The organism is Clostridium estertheticum, from assembly GCF_011065935.2.
Classification (GTDB): Bacteria; Bacillota; Clostridia; order Clostridiales; family Clostridiaceae; genus Clostridium_AD; species Clostridium_AD estertheticum_A.
In genome coordinates this window covers 1,713,097-1,725,271 of record NZ_JAAMNH020000001.1, presented here as the reverse complement: position 1 = coordinate 1,725,271, position 12,175 = coordinate 1,713,097, and the positions used below count along the sequence as shown (strand labels likewise).

The 12,175-nt window shown below is 30.8% G+C and carries 14 protein-coding genes and 1 other annotated feature; of the genes, 5 read left to right on the top strand and 9 right to left on the bottom strand.

What is annotated here, in order from left to right; genetic code table 11:
• Positions 1–252: 252 nt before the first annotated feature.
• Positions 253–1,158, bottom strand: coding sequence for a serine/threonine-protein kinase (locus G9F72_RS08005; RefSeq protein WP_224676031.1), 906 nt, complete (start codon positions 1,156–1,158; stop codon positions 253–255).
• Between the two features lie 397 nt (positions 1,159–1,555).
• Here G9F72_RS08005 and G9F72_RS08000 point away from each other — a divergent pair, with 397 nt between their 5' ends.
• Positions 1,556–1,999 carry a cell wall hydrolase gene (locus G9F72_RS08000; protein WP_164957976.1) on the top strand — a complete coding sequence of 148 codons (444 nt, stop codon included), beginning with the start codon at positions 1,556–1,558 and terminating at the stop codon, positions 1,997–1,999.
• A gap of 66 nt (positions 2,000–2,065) precedes the next feature.
• Positions 2,066–2,485: a hypothetical protein gene (locus G9F72_RS07995; protein WP_224676030.1), complete on the top strand. Its 420-nt coding sequence runs from the start codon at positions 2,066–2,068 to the stop codon at positions 2,483–2,485.
• Positions 2,486–2,780: 295 nt separating this feature from the next.
• Here G9F72_RS07995 and G9F72_RS07990 read toward each other — a convergent pair whose 3' ends face one another.
• The 3 genes from G9F72_RS07990 to G9F72_RS07980 form a co-directional block, all read right to left on the bottom strand.
• Positions 2,781–3,308, bottom strand: coding sequence for a peptidylprolyl isomerase (locus tag G9F72_RS07990; RefSeq protein ID WP_411955952.1), 528 nt, complete (start codon positions 3,306–3,308; stop codon positions 2,781–2,783).
• Positions 3,309–3,556: 248 nt separating this feature from the next.
• Positions 3,557–4,387, bottom strand: a complete 831-nt coding sequence (locus G9F72_RS07985) for a type I phosphomannose isomerase catalytic subunit (RefSeq protein ID WP_164957808.1) — start codon at positions 4,385–4,387, stop codon at positions 3,557–3,559.
• Between the two features lie 20 nt (positions 4,388–4,407).
• Complete coding sequence (locus G9F72_RS07980; protein WP_164957807.1) at positions 4,408–4,902, bottom strand: hypothetical protein; 495 nt, start codon at positions 4,900–4,902, stop codon at positions 4,408–4,410.
• A gap of 243 nt (positions 4,903–5,145) precedes the next feature.
• Between G9F72_RS07980 and G9F72_RS07975 the strand changes: the two genes are divergently transcribed.
• A complete protein-coding gene (locus tag G9F72_RS07975; protein ID WP_164957806.1) occupies positions 5,146–5,289 on the top strand; it encodes a hypothetical protein in 144 nt (47 codons plus the stop codon).
• 184 nt (positions 5,290–5,473) lie between these two features.
• On the opposite strand, the gene G9F72_RS07970 is transcribed toward G9F72_RS07975, so the two are convergent.
• Positions 5,474–6,847, bottom strand: coding sequence for an ISNCY family transposase (locus tag G9F72_RS07970; RefSeq protein WP_224676029.1), 1,374 nt, complete (start codon positions 6,845–6,847; stop codon positions 5,474–5,476).
• A 211-nt stretch (positions 6,848–7,058) separates the two neighbouring features.
• Positions 7,059–7,288 (top strand) — a binding site (T-box leader).
• Positions 7,289–7,774: 486 nt separating this feature from the next.
• Between G9F72_RS07970 and iscB the strand changes: the two genes are divergently transcribed.
• Together iscB and aspS are read left to right on the top strand one after the other, a co-directional pair.
• Positions 7,775–9,010: an RNA-guided endonuclease IscB gene (iscB, locus tag G9F72_RS07965; RefSeq protein WP_164956779.1), complete on the top strand. Its 1,236-nt coding sequence runs from the start codon at positions 7,775–7,777 to the stop codon at positions 9,008–9,010.
• An 86-nt stretch (positions 9,011–9,096) separates the two neighbouring features.
• Positions 9,097–10,386 (top strand): aspartate--tRNA(Asn) ligase, encoded by a 1,290-nt coding sequence (gene aspS, locus G9F72_RS07960; protein WP_164956778.1) that lies wholly within the window; start codon positions 9,097–9,099, stop codon positions 10,384–10,386.
• A gap of 132 nt (positions 10,387–10,518) precedes the next feature.
• On the opposite strand, the gene G9F72_RS07955 is transcribed toward aspS, so the two are convergent.
• From G9F72_RS07955 to G9F72_RS27565, 4 genes are all read right to left on the bottom strand, one after another.
• Positions 10,519–10,809, bottom strand: coding sequence for a hypothetical protein (locus G9F72_RS07955; RefSeq protein WP_164956777.1), 291 nt, complete (start codon positions 10,807–10,809; stop codon positions 10,519–10,521).
• A 104-nt stretch (positions 10,810–10,913) separates the two neighbouring features.
• The gene (locus G9F72_RS07950) at positions 10,914–11,564 is read right to left on the bottom strand and encodes a lysoplasmalogenase (protein WP_224676276.1); all 651 of its coding nucleotides are present in this window, start codon (positions 11,562–11,564) and stop codon (positions 10,914–10,916) included.
• 43 nt (positions 11,565–11,607) lie between these two features.
• Positions 11,608–11,937: a hypothetical protein gene (locus G9F72_RS07945; RefSeq protein WP_224676028.1), complete on the bottom strand. Its 330-nt coding sequence runs from the start codon at positions 11,935–11,937 to the stop codon at positions 11,608–11,610.
• Complete coding sequence (locus tag G9F72_RS27565) at positions 11,897–12,097, bottom strand: methyl-accepting chemotaxis protein (protein ID WP_411955951.1); 201 nt, start codon at positions 12,095–12,097, stop codon at positions 11,897–11,899. The genes G9F72_RS07945 and G9F72_RS27565 overlap by 41 nt, the downstream gene beginning before the upstream one ends.
• Between the last annotated feature and the right edge of the window lie 78 nt (positions 12,098–12,175).

Below are 12,175 nucleotides of genomic sequence, written 5' to 3'. Positions count from 1 at the left end.
ATAAAAACAACCACTAAAATTTAAGTTTTAATGGTTGTTTTTGTATTTCTACCTTGTGCGATCCCCGTAATATTTTCCTTTGGTACTATCGTAGTATCCTTCACAGGGACTAAAGTAATTTTTTAATAGCCTCTAGTTCTATACTTGTGAAACCTACTATGGGGCCCAATAACTGTGGTGTATCCGCAGTTTTTCTATCTATACTATCTTTTTTAGTGCCATACAACATATAAATACTTGATAAAATTGCAATTATAAAAATAAAAAATCCACTAATAGTTTTTTTAAGTTTACCCTTGTCCACAATTTTTTTTCATCTTTTTTAATAAGCACTTTGCTAATACTATTATAATCACTTAAATTTTCCATTTTTTCATATTTATCCATTTTAAACACTTTTACAATTTCTTTTTTTAATATTTCAGCTGAAATATATCTATCCACAATATCGATTTTAACGCATTTCTGTATTATTATTCTTAAATTATCATTAATATCAGCTTCATAGTTTTCATCCAAAAGAGGTTCTATGCCTGTAGTTGGAATATTACCTTTAACCATAAAATATATTAACATTCCAATGCCATATATGTCTGTTTGCACGCAACATTTTCCAACGCCATATTGCTCTGGAGCTGCAAATCCATTAGAACCAGCACTCACTGTATCTTGCTCTGTATCACTCTTATAAACCTTTGAAATACCAAAATCAATTAACACAATTTTCCCACCGGGCGTTATCATTATATTAGATGGTTTTATATCCCTATATATAATAGCTGGTTTTTGATTGTGCAAATAGCCTAAAATGTCGCACAAATCCGATGTAATCCTGCATATTTTTTCTGTATTCATTTTACCATTTACTTTAACATACTCTTTTAGTGTTTGTCCTTCTACATAGTCTTGAACCATGTAAAGATTATTATTCCCATAAAATATATCTACTATTCTACGAATACCTACATGATTTAGATTTTTTAAAATATTAGCTTCTGTTAAAATGCCTGTATTTTTTATATCTTGTACCACTTCTTTTATAGCCCACAGGTTTCCAAGCCTTTTATTTTTACATAAATAAACCGTGCCCATACCACCCTTGCCTAAAGTTTTAATTACCTCATATTTTTGATCTAATATATCTCCACTATTTAGCATAATTAACAAATTCACCTCTTATATAAATGTTTCATAACTTTCCTATTTAATAGTATACGTATAACCACCAAATTTTAAGGGGAGTATTCTCTTTATAGTCATATCTTGTCCAACATAAGTATATATATAAATATACAAATATTTGTATTGATATTTTTTATATGCAAGCCTTTATAAACAAAATCCATATTTACTATTATTTATTTATCACAAATAATAATATCTCACCAAACGAGAACGCAAATGCAACTTAATTATATCAAACTTTCAATAGATTTACTAGTTGCTTATAATAAATCACCACCTTGAGTTCCTTAATTTCTTTTATTTTTCAAGTACCATTTTTAACTTCATGAATATAATAATACTGTAAAGTAAATTAAGGAGATGACTATTGATGGCTTACAGTGCTAGAGAGTTATTAGCTAGATTAATAAAGTGTGAAGCTGGTGGAGAAGGAGAAACCGGAATGAAAGGTGTGGCCTCTGTAGTTATGAACAGAGTTAATGTAGCCGCCGGTGAATATCTTAGGCTAAATCAAGGTGATCTAAGAAAGGTTATATTCCAACCAGGACAATTTGATTGTGCAACTTCTGTACTTGGTGGCGTAGCTAACCCACAAACCATTTGGTCCAGTCCACCAGACCAGATACATTATGACATCGCAGATTGGGCTTTAGCTGGCAATAGATTATATACAACAGGTGAATCCTTGTGGTACTTTAATCCCTTTGCACCAGGTTGTCCATATCTATTTCCTTATAATGGTAGTGGCACCTACCAAGTTAGTATAGTTCAACATTGTTTTTACAATCCCACAGCACTCTATTTTAAAACTTAATTAAAAAGCATTACCAACAACAGCTTTAGATTATGATGTAATATAATTTTTTAAGGAGGATATTTTATGTTTATAGTACCACCTAACAATTTTAATGGAACTCCAATGTGGAATCCTTATCCTATGTTTTCGGAACCTCCAATGATGCCTATGTCAGATTTTGATATGCTTGATGATACAAGGCAAAACCCTATACCCCAACCCCCTCCTAGTAACCAGGACTTTCAGATTCCACCTGTCTCCCCAATAATAAATAATCCACTCTATAATCAAGGTTGGTTAACAAAACAAATAGGTAAATATGTAAAAGTAGCTTTTTTACTTGGAACAAATCTCTATCAAGATAGAACAGGCATTTTACAAGAAGTTGGAATTAGTTTTATTGTCCTTAAAGAAACTTCTACAAATGATTTAATAATGTGTGATATATACTCTATTAAATTTGTAACAGTTTACAGCAATCAAGACCTTAAATGTCAATCTTAAGATAATAAAAAGACAAAGTCTTCATATCTATGGTAATTGAAGATCACAAAAAACATATAATTTTAAAACTGGGATACACAAAAGCTCTTATGTTAATAAACATAAGAGTTTTCTTTATTGTTAAGTTTTATTAGAATAATTATTGAATACTTTACTATCTCATATTCCGCACAATGATTAATAATAATAATAATAATAATAATAATAATAATAATAATAATAATAATAATAATAATAATTATTATAAAAAAGATGCCTCTAGTGATTTTAACACACTAGAGGCATTGCCTATACCCTATTTGATTTTTTCTACTGCATCATATTTTACTCCAAATGTGTCTACAGTAACTTTTTTCATTTTTTGATCTTTTTTAGGTTTTTCTTTTTTCCCAGACGCTTCAGAAATTACAGTCTCTACAGAAACTATTTTATCCACGGTTTCCATACCCTCTGTAACCTTACCAAAAGCAGCATAATCACCATCTAGTTGACTAGCAATATTAACCATTATAAAGAATTGTGATCCAGCTGAATTGGGCTCACCACTTCTAGCCATGGAAATTACTCCTCTTTCATGCTTTAGTGCATTATTAAAACCATTACTACTAAATTCACCGGCTATTGCATACCCCGGTCCACCTCCACCTGTTCCTTCAGTATCTCCGCCTTGTATCATAAAACCTGGTATTACTCTATGAAAAATCAATCCATTATAATACCCCTTCTGAACTAGTGAAACAAAATTTCTAACAGTATTAGGTGCAATCTCAGGATATAATTCTATCTTTATAACTGAGCCATCTTCCATTTGGATAGTAACCATGGGGTTTTTGTCATTTGCTCCTTTTTCTGTTTTAACTTCCTTAGAAGGCTCTACTTTTTCAGTTACTTTTGGTGTACTTTCAACTTTAGCGGGCTCCTTATTACTACATCCCACAACTAAAATCATAGAAATCAATGTAACCAATACCATACTTTTCTTTAAAAACTTCTTCATTTTCATATTAAAACCGCCTTTATGTTTTTTAGTTGTATAATTAAAATAAGTGAAACTACTGCTTTGTAACAATTCTATACACTTGATTTAATTAATTCCATATTTCCTTCAAGTATATACTTTACTCCTTTGGATATATATATTGTCTCTTCTTCTTTTAATTTAATTTCCACATTGTTAGCTTTTATTACGCCCTCACCACTTATTACAATATAGCTATGAAAACTTTCATTAACCTTGTCTACATAATTGCTATGTACAATAATTTTTTCAACTTTAAAATAAGGTGTCTCTAATTTATCAAATTTATCAATTTTGCCACCACTATTTTTGCCTTCATAATCTATGACGTCTAAGGATTTTTCAATATGCACTTCTCTGCCACGTCCCCAATCATGAAGTCTATACGTGATATTACTATTTTGCTGTACTTCAATAAGCTTTACCCCAGCTTCTATTGCGTGTACAGTACCTGCTGGTATATAGATGAAATCTCCTCTTTTTATATTGATTCGCTCTAAATAATCTTCTAATTTATCTTCTTTTATAATCTCTCTAAGCTTTTCTTTATTTAAGCCCTTTTTTATTCCTGATACTAAAGTCGCGCCTTCTTTTGCTTCTAATATATACCAACACTCTGTTTTTCCATTTGCATTTTCAACCCTTCTAGCATAATCATCATCTGGATGTACTTGCACTGATAGTTTATCTTCTGCTTTAATAATTTTATTTAATATAGGAAAATCATTGCCACATCCTAGAAGCTCGGACAATTCTTGCCCCTCATAAATACCTTCTTGTATTGTACATTTTCCATCTTCATGACATGAAAGTACCCATTTCTCCCACCCCCATATTTTTTCACTTAAGTAAGGCTTCAATTTTAAAATTAATTCTTTAGACATTACAATCCCTCCAATAACTCTTAATTGTTTTTCTCTATTATATTCATAACACCTTTGGCCTCTTCTCTAGTACTACTTGGACCACAAATATTATATTTCCCATTATATTTACTGTCTATTTTACCGAGTCTTATAAGTATTTCATTGAAATCCTTTGATGTATCCAGTGTTCCAGTCACTTCATATTGCCCTGTTTTACTATTTTTAGTTTCAATAAAAGCATTATATCCCAAACTTTTAAAAATATTATTTTTCGACCATATTCTTTTTAGAATAACCTTCTCTTTAATACCATCCACTTCTATACTTCCAGTAAATACATAATTTAAAAATAATTTCTTTTTTAGTTCTCCCACAAGCACAATTTCTGTAGATTTTTCAAATTCACTATTGTCAGCAAATAAATATCCACCGTAGTTTCTTTTTATGCTCACCGGTCTAAAATATATAATGGATATTATAATCACGCCAATAACTCCAATTACTAATGAAGCCTTTAAAGATCCTCTCTCCATATTCCTCACCTCAATATAAATTATTCCTTTAAACAATGTTTCTCTTCCTACTTTCAACTATACATAATATTATAAACTAAATTGTCATATAGTGCATTAAAAAAGTAAAGTAACGGGCTAATTGTGAAGTTTTCATTTTAAAAATCATAAGTTTGATTTTTATCAAAAGGGTATTATACTATCAATGCTGGAGAAACTAATATAAATAATATTTTATTAAAATTTAGAAAGGTGGCAATATCTATGGCAAGAAAAGATTCTAAAAATTACAACTATACTACGCAGGAACAAATTATGATAAAGAAAAACGATGATGCTAGATTACCAAAATCACTTGGTAGCCGTGAAAAGATTCAGGCTGCTTCAGATGGAAGTAAAATCGAATAAATTTACTGTCAAGCATTTTTGAAAATGTCCCGAAATAAGTTAAACATTAGCACCAACTAATTGTTGGTGCTTTGCTTTTTCAAAATCATGTTTTTGGGTAAAATTAATAGACCTACTGCATTCTATACTTTTTTGAAAAGATACATGCGTTAGATTTTATTAATATATTTAAATTGATTTAATATTAACAAGTCTTGCTTGCCCTATGTGTTTGCTTGTCCAAATATGCTTGAAATGAGGCTTCTTTCCAAGGATGACTCATTGGTGGCAAGTAACGTTTGCATTTTTCTGGATTATCTTTTGGAAAATCAAAATTCTTTGAAGTAGGTTTATGATTTGGTATTTCTTCTAAACCATATACTTTATTCTTTATACTAACATAAAATTTACCATCAAAAGCTTTGATAACCAAAGCTGCTGTACCTTTGATAAAATAAGTAGGATTACTATCGGTATCAACAGGCTTATAGTATTTGGATTCAAAGCGTACACAATGTCCACAATCGACCTTTCGGTCGGCTAAAACAGCAAGAGTTAAATTAATTTTTTCAACCGTAGGTTGTGTTTCAAATACAGATTTGGTATTATTGATGTCAAGAGCAAACTTAGCATTGAATTTTTTTACGTAGTGGTTTAAGAATACATTTGCTTGCTCTATGGTTGTTACGCCTGCTATTCTAAGTTCTAGGGGCAGGCGTGATTGTAATGTCTGAAAAAGACGCTCTACACGACCTTTTGCTTGAGGAACACTACTACTTCTAATTTCAACACCTAACTGTTTACAGGCGTAGCCAAATTGTGTGAAGGTATCCTCCTCTGTGGTTGGAGCTTTTTTTTGTTTATACTCAAATACAGTTCGTCTATCTGTAAAAAACATATATGGAATACCATATTCTAAAAGAATCTGATGAAATATATTATAGTATCCTTTTAAAGTTTCTTGTTGATCAAAGTAGCCGCCGACAATAGCTCCGGTTGAATCATCAATAGCTATGTGTAGTTGGGATTTTGTATCTCCAAACCATAGATGTAGTGAGGCACCCATCTGAATCATTTCGCCGAAATAAGCACAACGGGACCTTCTTGGATGAGCATCTTCAATTGCTATAATACTTTTTTCAATATATTCTTTTTTATAATTTGATAGAGACAAAGTTTTGAGCTGCTCTAACAATTCTTTTTTCACCCTTTTTTTTGTAACACGACAGGCTTTAGGAGATAAGATGTTTTCAGCCATAAGAATTGTGTTAACGGTACTAGGAGAGACGGAAATGCCCTCATGAGTATCGAGAAGTTCAGCATAATGGGTAAAGTTTGCTTCATGATATTTAGTTTTATATAGATCTATAATCATACGCCTAATATCTTCTGAAATGGTATGAGTAGGTTTGATACCTTTATTCCCATGGATAAAGAATTCTTTACCATTAGAACGATATCCCTTAATCAAACGATTTAGATGTCTAATAGTGCACCCAATACGAAGGGCGGCAGCTTTTTTATTTCCACTAACTTCTACTAATTTTTTGATAATTTGATATTTAAAATCTTCTTTCATATTTAAATCTACCTTTCTAATTATGAACACCTCATCTATACATTCTTATGAGGTATATTCTACACTATATTTTTGTCTGTTTGGGACATAATCAAAAACGGTATACTAAGACATTATAATAAACGAATCATAGATGGAAGTAAAATCGAATAAATTTACTTGACAATAAAAAATAGTAATGTTATAGTTATATAAATTTATAGTAATTATTGTAAAAACTATGATGAGAATAGTAAGTTGATGAAATCTTCTAAGAGAGTTAGGGATGGTGCAATCCTAATAAGAATCATTATACTGAAAGACATCTCGGAGTTGTACATTTGAAATCTCACTGTTGAGTTATTAGAGTGTATCGGTTTCCTCCGTTAAAAGGAATAAAGTGAATCAATTAACTATGATTAACAAGGATGGTACCGTGGGATTTATACTCTCACTCCTATATGGAGTGAGAGTTTTTTGACGTTTTTATTATTCCACAATTGTTGTCACATTCTATCTCTAATTATATTTAATGATTAATGAGGGTGGTACCACGGAATTTTCCGTACCTGGTCAATATTTTTTGCTCAGGGATTTTTTAACGACATTTCATTAGTCGTTAAAAATTTATATTAAAAACTATTTAAAAGGAGCTACCAATCTGCTTACAAAAGATTAAACAATATTGAACAAAACTATACAAATTGTAAGAAGTTAATGTTGCTTTCAAGCCTTAGTGAGTGTAGTTTCTTGAAAAGGAAATAGCACGATGAACTACGTTAGATGATTGGTTAAAGACGTACCTTTAGATGTACTTCAGTCTGAAGCTCTACGATAGTTAGAAAGAAACTAACCTAAGGCATTGCTATGGTTAGACACATCAAAACTCAATACACCACCATTTGACATTGGCAAGAAGGAAAATACCCACTAGGAGGATGACTAGAGATGGTCGAATATTCTTTTGTAGTGGACTTATCTGGCAACAGATTAAGTCCCTGCAACAAAAATAAAGCATATTATCTTATTCGGAAAAATAAAGCTAAAATGCTTAATAAATTTCCAATGGTAATACAGCTACAAAAAATAATTAATGACGACGATAATGATGATGTTAAAAATTATCTTGGTATCGATGATGGAAGTAAAAATGTAGGACTCGGAATAATTCAACAATGTAACACAAAAATTAAAACGATTTTTAAGGGAACTATAGAATTAAGGCAAGATGTTTCTACAAAAATGACTGTAAGAAAGGGATATAGAAAGTATCATAGGTACCATAAAAGATATCGTGAAAAGAGATTTGACAACAGACGCGCATCTAAACGCAAGAATAGACTTGCTCCAAGTATACTGCAAAAGAAACAGTCTATATTAAGGGTTGTAAGCAAACTGTTAAAATGGACTAAGATAGATGCTGTATATCTTGAAGATGTTCTTATAGACATAAGGGCTATGATTGAAGGTAAAGAGCTATATAAATGGCAGTATCAAAAGTCAAATAGACTTGATAACAACATAAGATTAGCTGTATTTATGAGAGATAACTTTGAATGTGTAGACTGTAGCTCTAAAATTAAACTTCAAATGCACCATGCTAAACCCAAAAACAGTGGTGGAGCTGATAGTATTTATAACGGTGTAACTTTATGCGAAAAGTGCCATATAAAAACTTTTGGCAAAGAATTGCAAATGATGGATAAATATTTAACCAAAATTAAAGGTAAGAATTTGTGCCTTAGACATCCAATGCATGTTATGCAGGGCAAAAAGTATCTACAGGGGGAACTTGGAAAAATAGCGCCACTATCTTTGACTACAGGAGCCGATACTGCAAATCATAGAATAGACTGGAATATAGAAAAAAGTCATTCTAATGACGCTTTAGTTATTTGTGGCACTAAAATTAAATCTACTGACATCAACATTAAAGACTGGCATATAAAACCTTTACGCAAAAAATCAAAAGGTGATGTAGAAACCATTGTTGATGGGTTTAAATTAAGAGATTACGTTAAATATACCAAACGAAATGGCGTATGTTATATTGGATATATAACAGCATTATATCCAGATAGAAAACAATTTAATATGACAACTAAAGATAATATTATACTAAAAAGATATGGGTTAAAAAGTCTTAATCTTATTTCAAGACCGAATAGTATACGGTTTTCATAAATTTTAGAAATAGAAAGTGAGGTGAATACTGGTTTTTAAATTCAAATGTTCAGATATGTTTAGATTTAAGAAACCAGGACATATTTATGGAACGTCTATTAACAAAAAATCTTTACAGCCACATAGGAGAAAATGTAAAAATAAAAGGGTGGATACACAGAATAAGAAAAATGGGTAAAATAGCTTTTTTAATAATAAGAGATAGATCAGGAATAGTTCAATGTGTGCTAGATACAAAAACTATAGATATTAAAGGATTAAAACTAGAATCCGTAGTTGAAGTCATAGGCCATGTTAAAGAAAGAAATGCTGAAACTAGTGAATGTGAAATATTAGTTGACACATTAAATGTTATTTCGCAAGTTAATGAGGACTTACCTGTGGAAATTAATAAAGAGGAGTTAGATGTAAATATAGATACTCTTCTAAACAATAGGGTATTAACCTTAAGACATTTAAAAACCAATGCAATCTTTAAAATACAGGCAGCCTTAGCTCAAGGCTTTGCTGAATTTTTAAAGGATGAAGACTTTACTCAGGTATATAGCCCAAAAATTGTAGCTGAAGGTACTGAAGGTGGAACTGGTTTATTTGAGCTTAAATACTTTGAAAAAAAAGCATATTTAGCTCAAAGTCCTCAATTTTATAAGCAGATGCTTGTGGGCGCAGGCTATGAAAGAGTCTTTGAAATAGGACATGTATATCGTGCAGAGGAACACAATACAATAAGGCATTTAAATGAATATGTAAGTATGGACCTTGAAATGGGATTTATCGAAGATGAAAAAGAAATTATGCACCTTGAGACAAGACTTCTAAAATATATTTTTCAATATGTTACTAATAAGTGTCCAAAAGAGCTAACTTTACTCCTAGTTGAATTTCCTAAAATTGGTGATCAAATACCTTCCATGAAACTTAGTGAAGCTATTGAAATACTAAAAAATAAATATGGCAAAACTGATCTAATTAACGATTTAGACCCTGAAGGTGAGAAATTAATATGTGAATATGTGAAGGAAAAATATAATTCTGATTTCATATTCCTAACTCATTATCCTCGTAGTAAAAGGCCTATGTACACCATGCCAGAAGGCACCGAGAGTACACATAGCTTCGACTTATTATTTAGAGGTGTTGAAATAACTACTGGTGGACAAAGAATTCATAACTATCAGCAGTTAAAAGAAAGCATCTCATCTAAAGGATTAAACCTTGAAAGCTTTAGTGGATATCTTCAAGTATTCAAATATGGAATACCACCTCATGGTGGACTCGCCATAGGACTAGAGCGATTAACCGCTCAACTTTTAGGTCTTAGAAATGTACGCGAAGTTACGCTATTCCCAAGAGATAGAGATAGAATAGCCCCTTAAATCACAAAGTTCATATATTATTAGATATGCAAAAGAGAAGGGAGGTAGATTTGTCTATCCAAATCTACCTCCCTTCCATAATATATTCACCTTATTACTCATTTAAGGTTAAAACTCATTTTATTCACATTTCTATTTTTTTGAAGATATCCTTGGTAAAATAAAATCAATAAATACCCCTGTGCCTACTCCGCTTATAAAACAAGTAGCACATACAAATATATACAGTGCTTTTACTATATCCCCGAAGCCTTCACCAGGATTAGTCCTAATCATGTACACATTATATATTCCCATAAGGAGAAAAATAACTGCAGGGATATATTTAGCATATTTCTTTTTACCCACTAATCTATGAATTAAATAAGTTATACCAATTACTACAATACTTACAGCTACCACTATCAATATAAATCTTGTCAATATATCATCTCCCCTTTTATACCATATAAATATTTAAAATAATTAATGTAAAATTTTAGTAACTATATCTAATTTGCATTTAGCTGTATTTTTGTTAATATTATCTAGTATAAATATCCACCAACAATAAAGGCTTGAGCTAGTACATAAGTTAGCATAATATATATTTCTCCATTTTTAAACTTACCTTTAAAAGTGTAAAATCCTAACATAGCATCTGAACATAAAAATAATAATGACCCGATAAAAGGAAGTGTGAATGCTATACTCATATCCATAACCAAAATACGTGCTAAACTAGAAAAACTCATTAATAAAATAGTTGCCATATATATATAAGTGGGTACTTTCATATCTCCTAAATACACTGTCAATTTTTTCATCACAGTAATACCTATACTAGCATATATTATTATAATAAAGTAAAACCAGACTGGTACATCTTTTACAAAAGAAATCCCTTGTAAAAAAAGTAAAACATAACAAAGGTGACCTAGTAGAAACGCTCCCAGTCCAATCATAAAATTATTTTTTCCTTGTGGCCACATTAAAAATACATCACCCATGAAACCAAAGACTAATGCTATTACAATTAATTTATTAACTTCCGCTACACTTAAGATATAATAAATTCCGAGTAGTGGCATTAATAGTGGCTTAGTATAGTAGCACCCTTTTTTATAATCAATTTTACTGAAAACAATATGCATAACAAATACTATACAAAATAATCCCCCAATTATTAATTTAGTCACCAATTAAACATCTCCTTTTAACCATAATAAATATCCTATGTCGTTAAATTTTAAATAGTTCAACTGCTTTTATTAATTCTAAAGTTAATTCATTTAAATCTCCAGATGAATTTGCAACTTCAGTGGAAGATCCACTCATCTCCTCAGTAGCTGAAGATATTTCTTCAGAAAAAGCAGAAATTTCTTCTGATCCCCTAGAAGTTTCATTAATTTTATTAATAATAACTCCTTTATTATTGTCAATTTTCACTATGTTATTATTTACTTCATTAATCAATGGTATAATACTTTCAATATTATCCACAATTTCTTTAAATGAACTTATAGAAGTTTTAATAACTCCAACTTGATTTTGTAGAATATTGTGCACCATGAGAACTCAGAGCTACAGCTTCACTTTCCGTTGAAATGCCTTGTAATAAACTATTTATATTTCCTGAAGAATGCTTAGACTGTTCTGCAAGTTTTCTTATTTCTTCTGCTACCACAGAAAAACCTCTTCCAGCCTCTCCCGCTCTAGCTGTAACGCTAATTAAATTAGCTGTAGAATTTATTTCTTCAATAGAAACTACTGCTTTATCAAGGTCAGCACCAAAATTATTAACTAATGC